The organism is Paenibacillus sp. FSL H8-0261, assembly GCF_045040645.1.
In the GTDB taxonomy this organism is placed as follows: domain Bacteria; phylum Bacillota; class Bacilli; order Paenibacillales; family Paenibacillaceae; genus Paenibacillus_AQ.
This window is the reverse complement of the sequence record NZ_CP150297.1, coordinates 527,774-550,721: the sequence shown is the minus strand read 5'-3', so window position 1 is coordinate 550,721 and position 22,948 is coordinate 527,774. Positions and strand designations below refer to the sequence as shown.

The 22,948-nt window shown below is 45.8% G+C and carries 13 protein-coding genes, 1 tRNA gene and 2 riboswitches; of the genes, 8 read left to right on the top strand and 6 right to left on the bottom strand.

Translation table 11 applies throughout. The annotated features are described in order from the left end of the window. Positions 1-248: 248 nt before the first annotated feature. Positions 249-1,184: an alpha/beta hydrolase gene (locus MHI27_RS02425; RefSeq protein ID WP_405175497.1), complete on the bottom strand. Its 936-nt coding sequence runs from the start codon at positions 1,182-1,184 to the stop codon at positions 249-251. A gap of 172 nt (positions 1,185-1,356) precedes the next feature. After that, positions 1,357-3,693, bottom strand: a complete 2,337-nt coding sequence (locus tag MHI27_RS02420) for a choice-of-anchor A family protein (protein ID WP_405175496.1) — start codon at positions 3,691-3,693, stop codon at positions 1,357-1,359. 110 nt (positions 3,694-3,803) lie between these two features. After that, a riboswitch (cyclic di-GMP riboswitch) is annotated at positions 3,804-3,894 on the bottom strand. A 492-nt stretch (positions 3,895-4,386) separates the two neighbouring features. Between MHI27_RS02420 and MHI27_RS02415 the strand changes: the two genes are divergently transcribed. Then, positions 4,387-4,779 carry a hypothetical protein gene (locus tag MHI27_RS02415; RefSeq protein WP_405175495.1) on the top strand — a complete coding sequence of 131 codons (393 nt, stop codon included), beginning with the start codon at positions 4,387-4,389 and terminating at the stop codon, positions 4,777-4,779. Between the two features lie 385 nt (positions 4,780-5,164). Further along, entirely contained in the window at positions 5,165-5,539 is a 375-nt protein-coding gene (locus MHI27_RS02410) for a helix-turn-helix domain-containing protein (protein WP_042184482.1), read from the top strand. Positions 5,540-5,603: 64 nt separating this feature from the next. Here the strand turns inward: MHI27_RS02410 and MHI27_RS02405 are convergent, their stop codons facing one another. The 3 genes from MHI27_RS02405 to MHI27_RS02395 all read right to left on the bottom strand — a co-directional run bounded on the left by MHI27_RS02405 (position 5,604) and on the right by MHI27_RS02395 (position 6,937). After that, on the bottom strand, positions 5,604-6,146 hold the full coding sequence (locus tag MHI27_RS02405) for an NAD(P)H-dependent oxidoreductase (RefSeq protein ID WP_341050551.1): 543 nt from the start codon (positions 6,144-6,146) through the stop codon (positions 5,604-5,606). A 315-nt stretch (positions 6,147-6,461) separates the two neighbouring features. Continuing rightward, a tRNA-Thr gene (locus tag MHI27_RS02400) sits at positions 6,462-6,533 on the bottom strand. Positions 6,534-6,628: 95 nt separating this feature from the next. Beyond that, positions 6,629-6,937: an MTH1187 family thiamine-binding protein gene (locus MHI27_RS02395; protein WP_076285946.1), complete on the bottom strand. Its 309-nt coding sequence runs from the start codon at positions 6,935-6,937 to the stop codon at positions 6,629-6,631. A gap of 374 nt (positions 6,938-7,311) precedes the next feature. Further along, positions 7,312-7,547: riboswitch (cobalamin riboswitch) on the top strand. A 216-nt stretch (positions 7,548-7,763) separates the two neighbouring features. Between MHI27_RS02395 and MHI27_RS02390 the strand changes: the two genes are divergently transcribed. The 4 genes from MHI27_RS02390 to MHI27_RS02375 all read left to right on the top strand — a co-directional run bounded on the left by MHI27_RS02390 (position 7,764) and on the right by MHI27_RS02375 (position 13,929). Further along, positions 7,764-9,749, top strand: a complete 1,986-nt coding sequence (locus MHI27_RS02390; RefSeq protein WP_076285947.1) for an anaerobic ribonucleoside triphosphate reductase — start codon at positions 7,764-7,766, stop codon at positions 9,747-9,749. Continuing rightward, entirely contained in the window at positions 9,746-10,261 is a 516-nt protein-coding gene (gene nrdG / locus MHI27_RS02385; RefSeq protein ID WP_042184469.1) for an anaerobic ribonucleoside-triphosphate reductase activating protein, read from the top strand. Before MHI27_RS02390 ends, nrdG begins: the two co-directional genes overlap by 4 nt. A 55-nt stretch (positions 10,262-10,316) precedes the next feature. Next, positions 10,317-12,650 (top strand): ribonucleoside-diphosphate reductase subunit alpha, encoded by a 2,334-nt coding sequence (locus MHI27_RS02380; RefSeq protein WP_405175494.1) that lies wholly within the window; start codon positions 10,317-10,319, stop codon positions 12,648-12,650. Between the two features lie 247 nt (positions 12,651-12,897). Then, positions 12,898-13,929 carry a ribonucleotide-diphosphate reductase subunit beta gene (locus tag MHI27_RS02375; protein WP_036682584.1) on the top strand — a complete coding sequence of 344 codons (1,032 nt, stop codon included), beginning with the start codon at positions 12,898-12,900 and terminating at the stop codon, positions 13,927-13,929. Positions 13,930-14,101: 172 nt separating this feature from the next. Here MHI27_RS02375 and ssuE read toward each other — a convergent pair whose 3' ends face one another. Further along, the gene (gene ssuE, locus MHI27_RS02370; protein ID WP_042184465.1) at positions 14,102-14,650 is read right to left on the bottom strand and encodes an NADPH-dependent FMN reductase; all 549 of its coding nucleotides are present in this window, start codon (positions 14,648-14,650) and stop codon (positions 14,102-14,104) included. Positions 14,651-15,147: 497 nt separating this feature from the next. On the opposite strand from ssuE, the gene serS reads away from it, so the two are divergent. Both serS and MHI27_RS02360 read left to right on the top strand, forming a co-directional pair. Continuing rightward, positions 15,148-16,434: a serine--tRNA ligase gene (gene serS, locus MHI27_RS02365; protein WP_405175493.1), complete on the top strand. Its 1,287-nt coding sequence runs from the start codon at positions 15,148-15,150 to the stop codon at positions 16,432-16,434. Positions 16,435-16,660: 226 nt separating this feature from the next. Next, positions 16,661-22,936, top strand: coding sequence for a 5'-nucleotidase C-terminal domain-containing protein (locus MHI27_RS02360; RefSeq protein ID WP_405175492.1), 6,276 nt, complete (start codon positions 16,661-16,663; stop codon positions 22,934-22,936). Positions 22,937-22,948: the final 12 nt, after the last annotated feature.

The window sequence follows — 22,948 nt, the reverse complement described above, 5'->3', positions numbered from 1 at the left end:
TCAATGGAGCCGCAAGGGCAAAAGAGAGGTAGGGCTTTTGTCGTATTGGAAGGATTATTCTCGCCACACGGCTGCTGGAAATAACAAGGAATTAAGACACCCGTTACTCACGAACGGCGGGGGATGAATATAACGAAAAAGCATGGCTGTACGAACCTTACATAAGGACACATGCCATGTGTGGAAAAATATAGGCGCCCGATAACCGCTACCTAGCGGATATCGGGCGCTGTCTACGTTCAGGGCTTCTAATTTACATATTGATTCACAAAAGCTGTTACTACGTTTATATACCCCGTCTTATCCATATCATAAGCTAACCCATGCCCTGCTTGCGGCACTACGAACTTCTCTTTGGGACTCTGACATGCCTCATACAATTCATTCATCATACTATATGGTACAAAATTATCGGCATTCCCATGAATAAAAAGAATCGGTACCTTCGCCTTCCTCACCTGTTTCAAGGCAGACGCTTCACTAAAACCATACCCTGCTTTCAAACGAGTAATTAGACTCGCACTTTGAATAAAAGGGAAACTTGGCAAGCGATACATACGCCGTAGTTGGTAGGCTAATTGTGCTTTAACTGAGCTGTAAGCACAGTCCGAGACAATAGCTTTAACCTGCGGCGGGAGTTTTTCACCTGAGGTCATTAGCACTGTAGCACCACCCATAGAGACCCCATGCAGCACAACTTGAGCACTGGGCCCAGTCTTTTCTATTATATATTCAATCCACTGCAAATAATCCTTGCGCTCATGCCATCCAAAACCAATATAATTGCCAGCGCTTTCCCCATGTCCCCTGGCATCGGGAATCAGGATATTAAAGCCCAGTCTCTCGTAATAGATTTTGGCGTACGCCCCCATATCCTTCCCTTTTCCAGAATAACCATGAGCTAAAATCGCCGTACGACCTTCAGCACGATCCGAAAGGAGCAAGTACCCTCTTAGTTGTAGCCCGTCCTCAGATGTAATCTCCACATTCTCAAAGCTCTGACTGGAGATCCAATCCTTCCCCTCACCCCAAGAAGCCCCGGCAACCGGTGGATCAACCTTCAAATCACGATTATTACTCAGGAATTCCTTCGGTGCTCGTTTAATAGCAATTCCATAAAAGAAAAAGCCCGCATAGATCAGAGCTCCTATGACGATGACAGCGCTAATGAAGAACCATACCAATTCATCTTCCCCGTCCTTTCCTCATATCCGTTGTAAATCAGTATAACATCTACTTAGAATGCGCCAAAATATAACAATCGTAACAAAAGAAAACCGCCATCGGAATATGTCCCGAAAGCGGCTTTACTATTCTTCACGGCATAACTTGTATTCAAGCTACAATCACCGTTTATTATTTCTTGCTCGAGAATCTATTTCTCATTAGCAATCCAATAAGTGCAAAACCTAGACCAGTTACATAATAAGGGACTGAACTTGATTCTCCCGTTTTTGGAAGTTCATCCACAGGTGGATTACCTAGCGGGATTGTATCATCCACTGCAGCAATATCCTCTGGTGACGGCGTTGGTGTTACTGTCAATACTGGTCCTAATGGAATCTCATCATCATCAACAAGTACCTCTGTGTTGCTCGACGGTGTTGGTGTTGGTACTTGTGTTGGAGTCGACGATGCTACAGGGCCCAACGGTACAGGATCATCATTAACAACGATAGTGCCAATTACAAATGATGGTGTTGGTGTCGGGAACACCGGAGGCTCCGGCGTTGGCGTCGGTGTTGGCGTTACTTCTGACGACGGTGTCGGTGTTGGCGTTACTTCTGACGACGGTGTCGGTGTTGGCGTTACTTCTGACGACGGTGTCGGTGTTGGCGTTACTTCCGACGACGGTGTCGGTGTTGGTGTTGGCGTCACTTCCGACGACGGAGTCGGCGTTGGTGTTGGCGTCACTTCCGACGACGGAGTCGGCGTTGGTGTTGGTGTCACGATCGGCGTCGGTGTTGGCGTCACGATCGGCGTTGGTGTTGGTGTCACGGTCGGCGTTGGTGTTGGTGTCACGATCGGCGTTGGTGTTGGCGTCACGATCGGCGTTGGTGTTGGCGTCACGATCGGCGTTGGTGTTGGCGTCACGATCGGCGTTGGTGTTGGCGTCACGGTCGGCGTCGGTGTTGGCGTCACGGTCGGCGTTGGTGTTGGCGTCACGGTCGGCGTTGGTGTTGGCGTCACGATCGGCGTTGGTGTTGGCGTCACGGTCGGCGTTGGTGTTGGCGTCACGGTCGGCGTTGGTGTTGGCGTCACGGTCGGCGTTGGTGTTGGCGTCACGGTCGGCGTTGGTGTTGGCGTCACGGTCGGCGTTGGTGTTGGCGTCACGGTCGGCGTTGGTGTTGGCGTCACGATCGGCGTTGGTGTTGGTTTTGGTTTTGGTGTGTGTGTTGGCTTTGGTGTGTGCGTTGGCTTCGGTGTCGGTGTTGGCTTTGGTGTGTGTGTCGGCTTCGGTGTCGGTGTTGGCTTTGGTGTGTGTGTTGGCTTCGGCGTTGGTGTTGGCTTTGGTGTGTGTGTTGGCTTCGGTGTCGGTGTCACGCACGGCGTAGGCGTCACGGTCGGCGTTGGTGTTGGTGTCACGGTCGGCGTCGGTGTTGGCGTCACGGTCGGCGTCGGTGTTGGCGTCACGGTCGGCGTTGGTGTTGGCGTCACGGTTGGTGTCGGTGTTGGTGTCACGGTCGGCGTCGGTGTTGGTGTCACGGTCGGCGTCGGTGTTGGCGTCACGGTCGGCGTCGGTGTTGGTGTCACGGTTGGTGTCGGTGTTGGTGTCACGGTCGGCGTCGGTGTTGGTGTCACGGTCGGCGTCGGTGTTGGTGTCACGGTCGGCGTTGGTGTCGGAGGTGGTTCTTCCCCTCCATATGGATACCAATGCATCTGCACCCCACCAGCAAATCCCTTTGCAATCAGCGTCCCATGCAGTTCACCGGAATTATAAGTTACTTTTGCAAGCGGAGCTAGGATAGTTCCTTCTATTGTTAAACTTCCAATATCAACAGTGCTAGCTTCATAAAAATTAAATAATACCTTGTTAGGGCTACCTCCCCAGATTTGAAAGCTTGGAATGTTAACTGAACTTCCGCTAACGTTAATGATAACTGTGGCGCTATTTGCAATATTAAACTGTAAGCCATTAGCACCAGCGAAATCGGCAGCACTAAGATTAAGAACGTTAAATGGTTCCGGAGCATCAATCGTTATTTTCCCATATTCCTTTTTGAAAGTTCCTATTGTAGCAAGCGAAGAGAATTCATTAGAACGTCCAATAAGAAATTGCTCTTCAGCATCAAAATCAATAGGAGTCCCTTTTCTCGCTGGTTCTTTAAGATCTACACCGTTGCTGGAAAAAACACCACCATAAACGGATGCTCCATGAACAGTCCCATTAGTAAAACTGATGTCATTACCAGCAATAAGAACATCTCCACCTGGATTATCCTTGGATACGCCGTAATTCTGCAAAGTAATATTACCTTTGGCCGCAAGGCGCCCATGAACCTGATCATTAGATTGTTTGAAATCGCCAAAAATAAAAGTATTAAAATTCCCTGCAATACCTAACACAGGTGTAGGAGTATAGGGAAGCACCTCCCCAGCCGCATTTACCAAATGACCTCCAGAAAGACCACTACCTACTGTCAAAATCCCCGCTAATATTAGTGCTAGCAGCGGTTTCATTCTTCTTTTCAAAAAGCACACCTCCTAAATCTATGATTTATATTCAATCAGAATAATTACCAGAAACTCTAAAGGACCTAACAACAAAAAAGACCGCCAAAAAAGAAGTGGAATTCCCTTCTCATGGCAGTCGGACGGTCATAGCGCATTTAAGACACTTTAGACTCCTGGACTTTGCGTCCCACCCTTTCAGGCGGTTTGCTATTATCATGATAATATATGTATTGACTTGCAGATTAGAACTAGCATTTTAAGCATCCTATTAAATAATCGTCTATGACTTTTAATACTTTTGAACTAATAATAGTTTAGCGCTCCATCCCCACAATTGTCAATCAATTCCTTTTGATATTCATACGCGTAAGCAAGCACAAAAAAAAGCGCCTAAAGGCGCTTCACACAAAGGTTTTCCTTTAATTTTAAAGTAACTTTATCCAACCTAATATCGATATCCATAATGGAATACTTAGAATCAAACCAAATACCATTCCACGGCGGAGACTTCCTTCCTCATTCATCCTAATTCTCCCTTTATATAAGTCTGAAGCATTATTTTTTATTATTACAATTTTAATATATTTTATTCTTTCTAATTTAGTTGTGAATTCAATCACATCGGACTAGCTGTTTAGAAATACCATTGATTATTTTTGGAATATCGGGGTAGAATACGAATATACGTTCCCATTAGAGGTGATGAGATTCATGAATAGAGCTGAAAGCAGGGACAACATGCTGGTGAAATCTTATTTATTGCTTCCGATGATTTTATCAGCTTTCGAACGGGACTCCGCCATTCTATCTGCACATTTACGAACACCCACCCCCTATCTGGAGGTTCTTGAAACAGCCGCAGCAGTTGCTACAACAGATCTAAGAGATGTTCGTTCAGAGATGAGAAAACGGGGAATCAAGGTTTATGGGCAGAACAGACTTAACACGGGGATAGAAGCCAAATTTATATGTCGTGGCTACCATGAACGAATGCTGCTGTTAAACGACATTGTCGCTGCCCAAGCTGCCATTCATATGCGCAGATATCTCGGTCTGGATATTTCATCTTTTAAGAGCTATGAAGAGCAGTATCAGATTAAGTGAAGTAGCGAAGAAGCTGCCCCCTCCCCCATTTAATTAGCGAACAAAAAAATAGGCCTTACCATGGGAGTTGGCAAGACCTGAGAGATTTATACCACAAAACACTGGGGGGTGTTTGGTGTCTTCAATATATACCTTGAACCTGAAAATAAGATGATGCTCACATGAAAATTACATTAAAAAACTTCAATTCGTCGCTTAGGCTATCCGCTTGATAGTTAGCCACGAGTGCTTTGAACTAATTGTTTCAAAATGATATAGTGAGTTCGTTGCTCGCAGGATGACTTGATAGCAGGTTGTAAAACATAATAAAGTCGGGACCTGAGTACGTAGCGACAACAGGCGTTTGCCTTTTCGTTGAATATTTTCTGAAGGAGGGTAATAGCCCATGAGTGATGAAATCTGTATACCACCTGGCATTCAGCAGAAGGACACTAGCTTTGGCTACACCTTGTCTATCATTAGTGGTAAATATAAAATGACTATTCTCTACTATCTCTCTGAAAACAAGATCGTGCGGTTCAATGAACTGCAACGGGGTATCGGCACAATACCTTTTAAGACGTTAAGCGTTATGTTGAAAGAACTGGAAGCCGACTGTCTCGTCAGGCGCGAGGAATTCCCCCAGATTCCCCCTAAAGTTGAGTATTCCTTGACCGAGAAGGGCCAATCGCTTATTCCGGTGCTGGATATGATGTGCACTTGGGGAGAGAAAAACTTCGTTCCAGCCGCGCAAGAGATAACAATACCTTTTACGATTTAACGACAACTTATGACAAAAGCAGCATTTCCATTAATGAAAATGCTGCTTTTTGTTTCAATTCTAATTACATATTTTCGATAAATTCAACATAGCCTTGCGAACTGACATCCAATTTCTTCAAGTAATCCGTACTTCCTACCGTCTCAGATTCCGTGCCATAAATGGCATAGAAGGAACGATAATCAGCGTTGCAGTACAAAAAAGTCGTGTCAAAGGGAGATAAAATACGGTCAAGCCCGTAGCCGAGTTTACCTTCTTCACTAAAGTCTTTTGCACTTCCTCCGGCAGTTACAGCTAATGCGATTTTTCGATTTCTTAATTTATCACTCTTCGAACCATATGCCCATCCGTAAGTAAATACTTCGTCCAGCCACTTTTTAAGCAGAGGTGGACTACTAAACCAGTAGACAGGGAATTGTAAGACGAGCTTATCATGCGCTTCAATCAGTTGTTGTTCCTTTTCCACGTTGATTTTTTCATCGGGATAGGCTTTGTACAGCTCGTGCACCGTATATTTGTCTGGATATTTACGGAGTTCTTCGATCCAGCGTTTATTAACGACGGATGTTTCGATGTTTGGGTGCGTGACGACAATAAGTGTTTTCAATGGTGTATCCTCCATGTTTGAATCAGATTTAGGACTTGAGTATACCTCCCACCATGCCATCGCGTAAGTATGCACTTTTAGTTCACGTACTTACCTAAAGGTAAGCACTGCAACCTGCCTGCACGTATGATTGATGTATAGTCTTCGGGGCGAATCTCGTCTTCGGTGTACACCAAATATCACACAAGAGAGACTGGGTCATTCCGCCATTTTACTTGAGTAAAGGTTAGACGAATGTTAGAAGATAGGTGATTTCAAGACAAATGGCACGGTCCCGAAATCCCGGAAACCGTGCCATTGCGCAATTCTTAGATATGCTGGTGAAGGGAATTGAACCCCCGGCCTACGCATTACGAGTGCGTTGCTCTACCCCTGAGCTACACCAGCTTAAGGCTGATTTTTCTGTCAAACAAAAAATATTATACAACTTTCAGTCAGAAACGCAAGCCTATTTCTCCCTATTTCCCTACTCTCCCAAACTGCTATTCCACCTGTAGTTTACGCTCCACAGACTCCAGCTTTCCACGGCTAGTGGAGGGTTTATCGCGGCGGTCGTCTATTTTAAGTGAGGTAGAGACACGCTCTGCACCTGCGGCAAAAGGAGACTCGTGCAGCGCTTCGACTGCAGCAAAAATACGCTGAAGAGGCCCTTCGATGATTGTACCCATGGATGTAAGCTCATAAGTAATCCCTTCTACCGTCTTCAGCACTCGCTGCATATCCGCAACATAGCTGCTAAGGCTCGTACTACCTGTTCCAATCGGAATAACGGTTACTTCAGCAATAGGCATGAGAATACCTCCTCGGAATTTTAAAGTATGTGTGTCCTTCTATTGTAACAACTCCACCGCTCTCCCACAAATGATCTCAGCTTTATTATGCCCCTTCTTCTTTCCCCAAAATTCTCCGAAATATGACTTTCGCCACAAGTATTTTTTTTAACATGAATTCTAGGGTCATCTGCACTACATTTATGGACTCTTTGTGGCATCTTTTCGGACAATTTATGAATCATTTTTTATATGCCTGTGGATCAATTGTGGATTACTTATGGACAGCCTGTGGATCATTTGTGGAGTACTTTTGAAGAACCCGCTCCCCGCGCGGGTTTTCTAAAAAACTGTTTACAAACACAACATCTTGGGTTATTTTTATCTAACGACAACAAAATATAGTGGAGACAGGCGCTTTGATCCTTTATCGGAATCAGAGCTTAATAGGGAAGTACGGTGAAAATCCGCTGCGGTCCCGCCACTGTAACCGGATGCCCCTTACAAGCTTTTAGAAGCTTAAGATGGGCAGATCTCCTGGCAGAAGCCACTGAGGGGTAAGAGCCCCCTTGGGAAGGCGCTGAGAGGTCCTACGGAAGCCAGGAGACCTGCCTGTTTCGACGACACCAACTATGAGTGCCTGCGAGGAACAGGAACGGTGTCCGCATGCGGTCATCTTCTTAGAGGCCACTACAAATATCTGTGTGGATATTTACATAACGCATCGGGCATTTTCTGCCATCCTCGCTAGAGGATGCTTTTTTTATGAGATCACAATGAATATACGGCCGCTCATGCGGTCGAACTTCTTAATGATAAGACGATAGACTGAGAGGAGAGCTATACAATGACGTTGTTGGAGAGACAATTTAACGGTACAACAAATGCACGAGAAGTTCTTTTAGAAGAGCTCATTGATTTAGGACGCGATATTATCGACAGCCGGGATTTGGACTTGCTGCGCGAGAATGCCAATTTGAACGGAGAGAGTTTCTCCGGTAAAATGAGCAAGTTCGGCAGTGAATATTCAAAATGGTATGCCCGCAACTTTACGATGCCGCCGCAGCTAGTGCAAGCCATTGATGACAATGTCGTCTATGTGCATGATCTGGATCAATACGCAATCGGAACGACTAACTGCATTTTTATCCCGTTTGATAAGCTTCTCCGCGAAGGCTTCAACACCGGCAACGGCAGTGTTCGTCCTCCGAACTCCATAATGACAGCTATGTCACTGGTAGCAATTATTTTTCAATCCCAGCAAAATGCTCAATATGGCGGCGTATCCGCCAATAAGCTCGACTATGATCTTGCACCTTATGTAACCAAATCCTTCGCTAAGCTGTTCCGCAAGGGTCTGGATTATTTTGATGAGGGACAAGCTAATGATTCTTTGGGCGAGATTACAATGAGTCGGACCGATCTGGCGGAGTTATATCCAAAAGCGTTTCGTTTTGCACTAAAGGAAACCGAAATCGAAACCCTGCAAGCGGCTGAAAGTATGGTACATAATCTCAACACCATGTCCAGCCGATCCGGTGGGCAAATTCCGTTTACCAGCATCAATTATGGTACTTGTACTTCACCAGAAGGTCAGCTTGTGATCAGCTCCCTGCTAACAGCAACGATGAACGGACTTGGCAGCGGAGAAACACCTGTGTTCCCGATTCAAATCTTCAAATGCAAGCAAGGAGTCAATCAACAGCAAGGTGATCCTAACTATGAATTGTTCCTAAAAGCGGCGGAATGTTCTGCACGCAGACTTTATCCGAACTTCGCTAATCTGGACGCTCCGCTCAACTTGCAGTATTATGATCCAAGTGATCCTGATACGGAATTTGCTACAATGGGCTGCCGCACCCGAGTGCTCGGTGACCGTTTTGGGCGTAATCATTGCTCCGGGAAGGGCAACCTTTCCTTTAATACACTGAATCTGGTTCGGCTCGGTCTGGCACACGGCACAGTAACAGGCCGACGTACCGTCGCAGATGAAGCTGGCTTCTATGAGGATCTAAACCACTATATGGATATTGCGCTGGAAGGACTTCTTCATCGGTTCCACATCCAAAGCGCGCAAAAAGCTAAAGCATCCGATTTCATGATGCGAGAAGGCGTCTGGGAAGGCGGCGAAAATCTCGCTCCTGAAGACTCTGTAGGCGAACTACTTAAGCATGGTAGTCTGTCGCTTGGCTTCATCGGTATGGCGGAATGCATGAAAGCCATGTACGGCAAACACCATGGCGAGGATATGGAAGTCCATGCCAAGGCTGTGGCTATCGTGCGTCACATGCGGGAGTATTGCGACCTTAAAAGTGAGGAACTTAATCTCAACATTACCTTGTTCGCAACACCAGCAGAGGGCCTGTCCGGCAAATTCACCAAGATTGATCGCAAGGTACTGGGTTCTATTCCGGGCGTAACTGACCGTGAGTATTATACGAACTCTTTCCACATCCCTGTATACTACGATCTAGGTGCTGCTCAGAAGATCAGCTTGGAAGCTCCTTTCCATGAATACTGCAATGCCGGGGCTATTTCTTATGTCGAATTAAATGGCAATGCCCGCAGCAATCCATCTGCTTTTATCAAAATCATTAAATATGCACTAGAACAACAGGTCAGCTACTTCAGCATTAACCATCCGATTGACCGCTGCTCCAGCTGCGGATACGAAGGTGTAATTGGGACAAACTGTCCTTCCTGCAACGCACATGAGAATGACGTGCACATCCGTCGTTTGCGCAGAGTTACAGGTTATTTAACTGGCGACTATCAGACCCGCTTCAATGCCGCCAAACAAGCCGAAGTACGGGATCGCGTTAAGCATTTATGAATATTTGCGGATACTATCCGGAGTCGATTAACGAGGGAGAGGGCATGCGGGCCGTCCTCTTCATCAGCGGCTGCCGTCATCGTTGCCCGGGATGCTTTAATCCCGAGACATGGAACTTTAAATATGGAGAAGCCTTCACCTTAGAACGTCAACATGAAATCATTGCAGAAATCGCCGCTAACCCTTTGCTGGATGGTCTAACACTGGCAGGCGGCGATCCTTTTTTCTCGGCAGAAGAGGTACTTGGGTTCATTCATGAGCTTCGCGCCGTGCTCCCAGGCTTCCCCATCTGGATTTACAGTGGTTATACGTATGAGGAACTAACCGCCCTTCCCGGTTCGCCGGAGTGGAATCTACTTACACAGTGTCAGGTATTAATAGATGGACGTTTTATAGAAGAATTGAAAGATACTACACTTCCTTACCGAGGAAGCTCTAACCAACGCATAATCGACATTCCGGCCAGTACGAACGGCTCGGAGGTCTTTCTGTGGCAGCCTACTGCGCTATAATATATCAATTTTTGATATTCAAAATTAACCCAAAATAAGAAGGGATGAAATAACCATGCCACAATTCGTAGTAAAACCAGATAATCGCCAACTGGCTTTTGATGAGAAGCGCCTTTCCGTATACGCCGACCGTATCTTAGAAGGTCTTGATCAACTAAATAAAGAAACATTGCTGCGGGGAGTAATTTCCAAACTGCGTCGTGACTCCGTAAGCGGAGAAGAAATTAGCAATGCCTTCACCATGAGTGCTTTAGAGCTTGTAACGAAAGAAGAGCCTACTTGGAAGTTTGCAGCTGCCCGTGCCCTTCTGACTACCCTTTATAAAAAAGCAGCCGTTCATCGCCGCTATAAAGCTTATCCAGAAGAGCCTTACGGTGAGCTGTACCCGCTAATTACGGATCTCGTAAAAAAAGGAATCTATCGTGAAGAGCTTCTAAGTCATTACACCAAAGAACAAATTATCGAACTAGGTGGGTGTATCGATTATACACGCGATCTTTTGTTTGACTATATCGGTCTGCTTACGCTATCCGACCGTTATTTGGCGCATGATTTTGACGGCCGTGTAATGGAGCTTCCGCAAGAACGTTACATGATTATTGCTATGTACCTGATGCACCGTGAACCACCTGAGAAACGTCTTGAGCTTGTAAAAGAAGCTTACTGGGCTATGAGCAACATCTACATGACAGCTGCTACCCCTACAATGTCCAATGCCGGCAAAAAGGTCGCTGGACAGCTATCCAGCTGCTTCATTGATACGGTAGACGATTCCCTAGAGGGTATCTTTGACTCTAATACAGACGTAGCGCGCCTTAGCAAAATGGGTGGCGGTATCGGCGTCTACCTTGGTAAAGTACGGGCACGGGGTTCGGATATCCGTGGCCATAAGAACACTAGCTCCGGCGTAATTCCTTGGATTCGCCAATTGAACAATACAGCAGTCAGTGTAGATCAACTTGGAACACGTAAAGGTGCTGTCGCTGTCTACCTTGATGTATTCCATAAAGATATTCTCGCTTTCCTCGATCTTAAACTAAATAATGGTGACGAGCGTATGCGTGCACATGACGTATTCCACGGTGTAACCCTGCCGGACTTGTTCATGGAAGCCGTTGAATCACGCAGCCACTGGAACCTCTTCTGCCCACATGAAGTGAAGAAGGTTATGGGCTGGACGGATGAGAACGGTCGTCCGCTTGGTCTGGAAGACTTCTACGATGAAGAGCTTGGTAAAGGCACTTTCCGTGAAAAATATGCTGAAGCTACAGCCAATTTGGAATTGTCCCGTATTACCGTTCCTGCGATCGACATCATGAAACGGATTATGAAATCACAGCTTGAAACAGGTACTCCATATATGTTCTACCGTGATACGGTTAACCGGACGAACCCGAACCGTCACCAAGGTATGGTCTTCTCTTCCAACCTGTGCACAGAAATTATGCAGAATCAATCCGCTACCGTTATTGAACAGGAAGAATTAGTAACCAAAGATGGCAAGACCCGGATTGTTATCTCCAAAATCCCTGGCGATTTCGTAGTCTGCAACCTGAATTCGATTCACTTGGCACGTGCGATTCCAGCTGGTGTGCTGGAAAGACTTGTACCTATCCAAGTACGTATGCTGGACAACGTAATCGACATTAATAATATTGAAGTTCTGCAAGCACAATACACGAACAGCCAATACCGCGCAGTGGGTCTCGGCACATTCGGCTTGCATCACCTATTGGCACTCAAGGGCATTCGTTGGGAATCTGATGAAGCCGTAGAATATAACAACCATTTGTATGAACACATCAACTACCTGTTGGTACGTTCGAGCATGGAGCTTGCCCGTGAAAAAGGCCGTTATCCGAAGTTCGCCGGTTCCGATTGGGAGACAGGTGCATACTTTACTTCACGTGGCTACGTTAGCGGTGAACAAGAAGGTAAATATGTAACCACTGAACAATGGCGCGAGCTGCAAGAAGAAGTGGCTAAAGACGGTGTTCGTAACGCATGGATGTTCGCGATTGCACCGAATGGCTCCACATCGATTATTGCCGGCTCCACAGCCAGCATTGATCCTTTGTATGAATTGCTTTCCTATGAAGAGAAAACAACTTACAAGATCGCTAACCCAGCACCGGATCTGTCCGACAAGACGATTTGGTACTATAAAACTGCGTTTACAATTGACCAAAACTGGTCGATCCGCATGGCTTCTGCTCGTCAGCGTCACGTCGATCAAGGCCAAAGCTTTAACCTGTATGTTCGTCCTGACATCAAGGCTACCGAGTTCCTTGAGCTGCATCTGAACGCCTGGAAGGGCGGATTGAAATCAACTTATTATGTGCGTAGCCGTGCTTTGACAATAGAAGAGTGTGATTCTTGCGCTAGCTAATTATCTTAGTGCCCTGAATAGAAAAACGATGATGAATTTCGTAACTGCGAGGAATGTTTGGGCTTCCGGCCGCTGTTGTCATCAGATGTCTTGATCTTTACCGCTATTAGCGGATGACATCCGATGACAAAGGCGGTCGCTGACGCTCCTACAGCTCCAAACTTCCTCTCCGTTACTCCATCACCGCCTTTCTATGAACAAGACACCAAAGAAAGATTACCCGCGCAAAAAAATGGAGGGAAAATAAATGCAACTACAAAAGATTTTTAACACTGAAGCACCCAACCAATCCACACGCATCATCGACGGTGAGTGCTCCGGTATTCTGAACTGGAACGATATTCGCATGCCACATATGTACAAGCTGTACAAGGTGCTGCTGCTTAATCACTGGATCGCCGATGAAATCCCAATGTCCAAAGATGCGCAACAATTTCCTATGCTCGATGCTGAGGAGCAACGCGTATTTAAGATCAACATCTCCCTGCTCGCCGTGTTAGACTCGATGCAGACGATGTTCGTAAGCGACGTGAAGCGTTATTTTACTGACTCTTCTCTAGAAGCTATCTCTGCCATTATCGGACAACAAGAAGTGGTGCATAACCAATCCTATTCCTATGTTCTTTCCTCAATCGTGTCGGAAAGTGAGCAGAAAGAAATTTTTGAATATTGGAAAAAAGACCCTGTCCTGCTGGAACGCAATCAGTTTATCTCTGATATTTATCAAGAGTTCCGTGATAACCCTACGAGACAGACCTTTTTCCATGCGCTGGTAGCGGATCTCATCTTGGAAGGAATTTTCTTCTACAGCACCTTCGCCTTCTTCTACAATCTGGCCCGTGACCAGAAGATGATGGCGACCAGTCAAATGATCTCTTATATCCAACGTGACGAGAACCAGCACTGCTATTTCTTCGCAGAAGTATTTAAGCAGCTGCTTGTAGATTTCCCTGAGTTGAACACTAAAGAGAACATGGATTACGTGTATCGTACGATCGACCGCGCGGTAGAGCTTGAAACCAACTGGGCTTACTACACCCTTACTAATGTCCGCGGTATTGATCTTAACGAGCTTAGTGACTACATCAAATATACAGCGAACAAGCGCTTAACTTTGATGGGTATGGAAAAAGCCTACCAAGGCGTTGATGTTAACTGCATGCCTTGGATCAAACCTTTCTCCGATGATGCGCTTAATGCCACCAAAACCGACTTCTTCGAAGCTAAATCCCGTAACTACGGTAAGGTTGGCGACGATAACGGATTCGACGATTTGTAAGACCGGATTATAACGAACCCTATATAAAAAAAGAGGCCATTCTCTACTTTCATAGTGAGATGGCCTTTTTGCTATAGCAAAAAGCGTCCCTTCACCCCTTGGATCAGGTATGAATGAGACGCTTATATAGTTGGTATGAATCCATTCGAAACAGAATGCTTGCTACTTAGTCTTAAGCCTTGCGTTCCACACGATGTGTAGTTTCTTCTGCAAGCTCAGCTAACGCATCATTCAGACGCAGCTTCAGCTCCTCAGCAAGCTCTACCACTCCGTGATCATTACGAACCACCTGAGAATCCACGGCATACACTCCACCAAGAATGTAACGTGCACCGAGTACAGACAACACAGGTTTCAAAGCATAATCAATCGTAAGTAGATGTGCAAGACTGCCACCCATGAAGAGCGGGAGTACGATTTTGCCGGCCAATCCCTTTTGTGGAACTAGATCCAAGAAGGTCTTCAGCACGCCTGTATAAGAGGCTTTATAAACCGGGCTAACCACGATTACCGCATCCGCTTCGGCTACAAGGCCGTTCGCTTTGACGATAGAATCACTCTCAAACTTGGTATGAATCAAATCTTCCGCTGGCAGCTCTGCAACGTTAATACGCTCAACCTCAAAGCCCTGATCCGTTAAGCTTGCCTCCGCATACTCTATAACTGCATTGATGCGCGATACCAAGGAAGGTGTTCCGTTAATCACAACAATTTTAGCCACTTCTCCACCTCTTTCATCCCATTAAGCAGCTCACACTGCAAGTATTTATCCCGACAGGAATACTTCAAATTAATATTAATCCTATCGCAGATCAGATATTATTGTCAAACCATAAACGCTTGCGCTCATCCCACTCTTGCGATATACTAAGCAACAATATTAAATCCAAGAATCAGGCCAATGACCGGCATCCAACCGTGAGGCGTCTGCGACCGGAGCCTATAATGACTCCCTAAGTTCACCGGGTTTCGCCCGTTACCGCGAAGACCAAAGAGGGTCGAATTCTTTCCTGCTGTTAAGGAGATTCGATCAACCTGGGTGGCACCGCGAGCTGACGCTCCTCGTCCCATGGATGAGGGCGTTTTTTGCGTTTTTTCAAGCATAAATACCTTCGGCGTCCTTTTAAGGACGGTAAGTGTTTGTGCGAGAACTAGAGGGATAAAGTGAAGTGTGAAACTTACACTTTCTTATCTTTTAAACAAAAAGGAGCGAGCGATATGCTGGAAATGAACTGGATCAAGGATAATCAAGAACTTGTAAGAAACACTGCCACATGGAAAAGAGTCGACTTCCCACTGGATGAATTGCTGGAATGGGATGAAAAGCGCCGAAGCCTGCGACAAGAAGCCGAACAAATGAGAGCCGAACGTAATGGGCTAACCAAAGAGGTTGAACGATTATTACGGCAGGGTGACCGCCCTGCTGGAGAGATCGTCAAGGCACAGGTACGAGAACTCAATCATCGGCTGAACCTGCTGGAAGCTGATCTGAACGAGGCTGAACGCCGCTGTAGAGAGCTCATGCTGCTCGCACCGAATCCGGTGTCGCAGGATACACCCATCGGCAACGATGATAACGATAATGTAGAACTGCGGTTGAACGGAGCGGTGCCGGAATTCGGCTTTGCGCCTCGTGATCATGTGGAGCTAGGTGAACTCCACGATATTATTGATATTCCCCGTGGCGTCAAAGCAGGCGGTCCTCGCAGCTATGTGCTCAAAGGAGCCGGCCTGATGTTACATCTCGCTGTACAAAGACTTGCCCTAGATGTGCTCACTGCACGCGGATTCACCGTGATGGATGTTCCTGTGATTGTCCGCCCTGAAGCGTTGGAGCGAACCGGATTCTTCCCGGGTGGGATGGATCAGACGTACGAGCTCAGCGGAGATAATCGCTGGCTGGTAGGCACATCTGAAGTGTCGCTAGTTTCACTCTACAGCGACGAGATTGTAGAGCTCGACACACCCATGCGATTAGCCGGAATGTCGACTTGCTTCCGCCGTGAAGTTGGATCAGCGGGGCGAGATGTGCGCGGGCTGTACCGCGTACATCAGTTCTCGAAGATCGAGCAAGTCGTCTTATGTCGAAATGACGAGGGGGTCTCGGACCATATGCTTCACGAGATCCTCGCGAATGCCGAGCACATTCTCCAGCTCTTAGAGCTCCCCTATCGAGTTATGGCTGTCTGCACAGGGGATATGTCCCTGAAGACGCATAAGCAGTATGACATCGAGACATGGATGCCTAGCAGAAGCGCATACGGTGAGACCCATTCGGCTTCTAATCTACTCGATTTCCAAGCTCGCCGTTCGGGCATCCGTTATCGGGATGCGGACGGTCGCTTACAATACTGCCATACCTTAAATAACACCGCAGTGGCTACGCCAAGAATTCTGATCCCGCTGCTGGAGAATCACCAGCAAGAGGATGGTTCTATCTACATTCCTCAGGCGCTGCGCAAATATATGGACGGATTAGAGCGGCTAGAACTTCCACAACAGTAGTCTGTTTTATCCAAGTAAATTTAAAATAAATAATGCCTATTCACTTCTCAACAAGAAGCTGAATGGGCATTATTTTTTTCCAGAAACGTTATACCTGGGTCAATTGTTCATTCTCTATGGTTATTAAAATGTAAAGTTTAACATTAGACGACCTTTCATTTTACATATGAGTGCTAACATTTAGTAGGTTTCTAATAAAAGATTTGAGGGGAGAATACTTATCCAAATGATTATTTCTTCAAGAGTAAGGAAATGGTGGGCTAGTGGACTGGCAATGTTAATGCTTGTCGGCAGTGTGCTACCAGCTATTCAGACTGCCGAGGCAGCACCGGATAATAGCAATGTTGTTATCTCACAAGTCTATGGCGGTGGTGGAAACAGCGGAGCAGAGTTTAAGAATGATTTTATTGAATTATACAATCCTACCAACAAACCTGTAGTTTTGACTGGATGGAAAGTTCGGTATACTTCCGCAACTGGAACCTTTAGCAGCGGAACAGAATTAACAGGAACTATTCCTGCAAATGGATACTACCTCGTCCAAGAGGCTGCAGGAACAGGAGGAACTGCTGCACTACCTACTCCTGATGCCGCAGGTATCCTAGCTATGAGTGGGACAAACGGTAAAGTCGACTTGGTTGACCCATCGAATAATACGATAGATTTAGTTGGCTATGGTACAGCTACAGGTGTTGAGGGAACTCCAACCCCTGCTCTCACCAACGCGACAGCCGCTATTCGTAAAGCCGCAGCTGGTGCACCAGCTGATAGCCGTGGTCTAGATACGGATAACAACGTTGCGGATTTTGTTGTTCAAGCAGCAAGTCCACGCAATAGTAGTTATGGTAAAGCACCAGAGACAGCTAGCTCCGTAGTAGCTTCACCAGCCGCTAATGCCTGGCCGGTAGGCACTGAAATTTCTCTGAACTCTCCGACAGTTGGAGCATCCGTCTATTCAGCTGTTTATGGATCAGGTGGTTCAACTGATTTCCAACCTTACACAGGGCCTATCACCTTAACTGAGGACACTACGATTAAGGCGTATGCTTCAGAACCGAATATGCCAAACAGCGCAATAACAACTTTTGACTACACGATTCTGACCAAAACAGACGTCGCAACAGCACGCCTTGGTAATAAAGGTCAGAATATTTCAACAGAAGGTATCGTAACTCACATTAACGCAGCAAAAATGTATATTCAGGATGGAACCGGTGGGATCGTACTTTATGAATTCCCAGAGTTCGCAAACGTTGGAGATCGTGTTGCAGTTAGTGGCGAGATGGATATCTACAGCAACCTGCAAGAGCTCAAACTCCAAAGCGGACTTCAATACTCTGTCGTTGCGAGTGATGTAGGTGTACCCGCACCTAAATTGATTACAGCAACCGACTTGTCTGCAGCGAACGGAGAAAACCATGAAGCTCAGCTGGTAACTATGAATAATGTCACTATAGATAATGTAAATGGAAATACAGTGACTGCAAGTCAAGGCGGACAACAATTCACAATTTTCTCAACCCTGCCTAAACTAGTAAAGGGTGCAACCTTTGATAGTATCACTGGGGTTATCGAGCAATATAATACAACTTATCAATTCATTCCACTTAACGAAAACGCTTTGGTGGAAGAAACCTTTTCCGTAATGGCGAGCCCTGGTGCAGGTCGCATCATTAAAGGAAGTGCTGTGACCCTATCCAGCCCTACCCTTGGAGCACAAATTCATTACACGACCGATGGAACTGAACCGACAGCAGCAAGCAAGCTTTATTCAGATCCAATTACAGTTAGTAAAGATCTTACCATTAATGCAATTGTCGTAGCAGATGGCAAGACAAGTAAGGTGTATACCTTTGCTTATAAAGCTTCTGATCTCCCTCGTATACATGATATTCAAGGAGAATCTCATGCCTCTGAGTATGTAGGTCAGAACGTTACTGACGTAGAAGGTATCGTTACCCAATACGGATACACATTCGCAACTGGCGCTTATAGAGGTTTCTTTATGCAGGACCCTCAGCCGGACAATAATGTGAACACATCGGAAGGTATTTTCGTTTACAGCACAAATGCATCCCTTAAACCTAAAGTTGGAGATTTAGTGCGCGTTAATGGAGCTGTTTCCGAGTATAACGAAGGAAGTGCGAGCAATCTAACCTCCACTCAAATTAATATGACATCACTAACAGTAGATTCCTCTTCTAGTTATACTGTGCCTGAACCTATCGTACTTGGCAAAGGTGGAAGAGCTATTCCTTTTTCCATCATTGATAATGACAGCATGACTGATTTTGAACCTAGTGAAGATGCCATAGATTTTTATGAATCGTTAGAAGGTATGCTTGTAAAACTTCCTACCCCTACGATTATTAGTCCTTACTGGACAAGTGGTAGCGGAAATTCCATGCTTTATAACATCCCTACAAGAGTAGAGAACGATACACCTGATGTCATCACACCAGCTGGTGGACTAGTTCTAAAAGAATATAACCAATTCAATCCTCAGCGCCTTATCATTGCTTATGGAAATCCGGGTCAAGAAGTCATCACCGGAGATAAGTTCGCTGGAGATATTACAGGGGTCATCGGATACAACAATGGCAATTTCAAAGTAATTCCGGAGAACGGTAAGCTGCCAACCATTACCCCAAGTACTTTTAAACAAGAAACAACTACTCTTGAGGTTAATGAGGACAAGCTATTAATCGCTTCATACAACATTGAGAACTTCTACCCAGGCGTCGGAGCAACAAAAATCCAGAAACTTGCCGACTCCATCACGAATAATATGAAAAAGCCTGACATTATCGGCGTGGTCGAAATGCAGGATAGCAATGGTGAAACCAATAATGGAATCACTGAAGCAAGTGCTGACGAACTGATTAAGGCTATTGAAACTGCTGGCGGTCCTGTATATAAATACACAGACATCGCTCCAGTCAACAATCAGGATGGCGGAGCTCCAGGCGGAAACATTCGCGTAGGCTTCTTGTACAATCCAGCAAGAGTACAGCTTGCGGATAGTGTAAACGGTCAAAAAGGTGCATCTACGCAATCCGTTGCTTATGATGCAGCGACAGACAAGCTGACTTACAATCCGGGACGAATTGATCCAACGAATGCTGCATTTGCTAGTTCACGTAAACCACTTGCTGCACAATTTATTTTCGGCGGCGAAAAAGTGATCGTGATCGCAAACCATTTCAATTCAAAAGGCGGCGATAATGGTCCTTTCGGGAACGTCCAGCCACCGGTATTGTCCAGTGAAACACAACGTCATAAAATTGCGGCGGTCGTAAACGGATTTGTCAAAGAGGTTCTGACTGCAAATCCTGAAGCCAACGTCGTAGCTCTTGGCGATTTGAATGATTTCCAATTCACTAAAACTGCAACTATTTTAAAAGGTACAGAGCTGGACAATTTGATCGACACATTGCCTTTAAATGAGCAGTATACGTACACCTATGACGGAAACTCTCAAGTACTGGATCATATTCTTGTCAGTAAAAATCTAACGGCTTCTTCCAAAGTAGATGTCGTCCATCTAAATGCCGACTTCTCTCCATCGAAAGGTCGGGTATCCGATCATGATGCGGTTGTAGCACAGATTGATTTTAGTACTGCTGAAGATTTTCCATTAACAGTTCTACACACCAACGATACGCATGCAGGATTAGATACTGTAAGCTCACCAAACAACATCTTGCGCCGTGTAACAGCAATCAAAACTGCTAAAGCGACTACAGAAAACCCTATTCTTCTCGATGCGGGTGATGTGTTCTCCGGAACACTCTACTTCAACAAGTATCTGGGTCAAGCAGATCTGGCCTTTATGAATCTGGTCAAATATGACGCTATGACTTTCGGTAATCATGAATTTGATAAAGATTCTGATACGCTTTCCAAATTTATTGGCAACGCTAAGTTCCCTTTTGTCTCATCTAATGTGAATTTCTCTGCAGATGATATTCTAAGCAAAATGTTCACCAACGAAATTGGTCGATCGGGTAATGCGGCAACCATCTACCCTGCTCTGATTAAAGAAGTAGACGGAGAACAGGTTGGTATCATTGGTCTGACGACAGAAGATACAGCGAACATTGCTTCACCAGGTAAAGTAACTTTTGAGAATGCTGTAGTGAAGGCAAAAGAAACTGTCGCTATGCTGCAAAAAGAAAAGGTTAACAAGATTATTGTTCTCTCACACCTTGGCTACGAAGAGGATCTCAAGTTAGCCAAAGCGGTTAATGGCATTGATATTATTGTCGGTGGTCACAGCCATACGCAATTAGATCAAGCGGTTGTAGATAACAGCGATCCTAATGCACCGAAGCTTATTGTACAAACTGGTGAAAAAGGACTCTTCCTTGGTCAGCTTGAAGTTAAATTTAACAAAGATGGCGTACTGACAGATTGGAAAGACCAATTAATCTCCATCGACGCTAAGAACGGCGCTAACTATGTTATCGCAGAGGATCCTGAAGCTAAAAAGATCCTGGATACCGACTATAAGCCAGGTATTCTAGAACTGAGCAATGAGGTAGTAGGAAACTCAGAGGTTATTCTAAACGGCGTTCGTGATAATGTTCGCACAAAGGAAACCAACCTCGGTAACCTGATTGCCGATGGTATGCTTTTTGCAGCCAAGAAAGCTGGCACTACTGCCGTAATCGCCCTGCAAAATGGTGGCGGTATTCGCGAGTCCATCAATGAAGGACCAATTACACAAGGTGAAGTACTCGGAGTACTACCATTCAATAACGATCTGGTTACGATCACTTTGACCGGACAAGAAATTAAGGATGCAATGGAGAATGGGGTTTCCAAAACTCCAGCAGCAGACGGGCGTTTCCCGCATGTTGCAGGGTTGAAATTCTATTATGACTCCACGAAGCCTGTGAACGAACGTGTATTACGTATCGAAGTGAAGAACGGAGACAAATATGTTCCTCTAGATCTAAAAGCATCTTATGAAGTAGCTACTAATGCTTTCACAGCTAAGGGTGGAGATTTCTATACTTCCCTTGAGAAGGCCTATAAAGAAGGCCGTGTGAATCTGCTGTACCTGCCGGACTTTGATGTATTTACGAAGTATCTTAAAGAAGTTGGAACTGTCACTGCGAACACTTCCGCTGTTGAGGGCCGGATTGTGGATCTGAAAGGTGCACCATTGCCGGAGATAACCCCAACTCCGACACCAGTACCAACACCAGTGCCAACACCAGATCCAACACTAGTGCCAACATCACCAACAGTGCCAACATCACCAACAGTTCCAACATCACCAACAGTTCCAACATCAACAGCAACAGTAGCACCAACGGCTGCACCGCAAGTAACAACAATTGATGCTGCTGATCTGACCAAACAACTTGCTGAGCTGCCAACTGGTAAACATGAACTGGTTATTCCGGTTAAAGCGACTACTGGCGGCGCTCAAGTAGAACTCCCAGGCAGTGTGCTTGTAAAACAAGCTGCTGCACAGCCTAACACCATTCTTACCCTTACTACTGATGGCGCTTCGTATTCCTTGCCGCTCAGTGTTGTAAACAGTGTATCGCTTGCCGCTCAATTAGGCACCAGCGACTTTACAATTACGGTATCCATTCTATTAGCGGATTCGAAAACGCTAAGCAGCACAAACCAAGCTATCGCTTCACAGCTAGGTAATGCAACTTTAGCTGCTCCAGTAATCGAATTTAGTGTTTCAGCAGTAGCCGGATCTAAGCGTGTACCGCTGAACAACTTCGGCAGTACTTATGTTAATCGGACTATCAATGTACCTACTTCCTTAAATTCAAATAACGCAACGGCAGTCGTCTTCGATCCTGCTACAGGCAAGATTTCCTTCGTGCCTGCGATATTTGCCCCTAAGGCTAATGGAACAACAGATGTTACGATTAAACGGAACAGCAACAGCTATTACACCGTTGTTAAATCTTCCAAAACGTTCGGAGATATTAGCGGACACTGGGCTAAAGCGTCCATTGATCTGTTAGCTTCCAAACTGATCGTTAGTGGAACCAATAGCGATACATTCTCTCCTTCACAGTCGATCACACGGGCTGAGTTCGCAGCATTAATTACGCGTTCTCTTGGACTTGTGACAACGGGTGGCGAGACAACTTTTAAGGATGTAAATCCAAACGCATGGTATGCTGATGCTATTCGCACTGCTGCAGAAGCCGAATTGATTTCTGGTTATACCGATGGCAGCTTTAAGCCAGGTAGCCCGATCACTCGGCAAGAAATGGCCTCTGTATTAGCTAAAGCCATCAAGTACACGGGCAAAACCTTAAATGCCGATCCTGCAGCACTAGCTAAATTCAGTGACGCAGCAAGCATTCCTGCTTGGTCCCAAGCAGCAGTAGCAGAAATCGCTGCTGAGGGCATCATTCAAGGAGCGAAAGACGGTTCCTTTGCTCCACAAAAGCTGGCAACTCGTGCTGAAGCCGTTACGATGCTGGAGAAGACCTTGAAATCTCTTCAGTTCATCAATTAATAAAGGCTCACA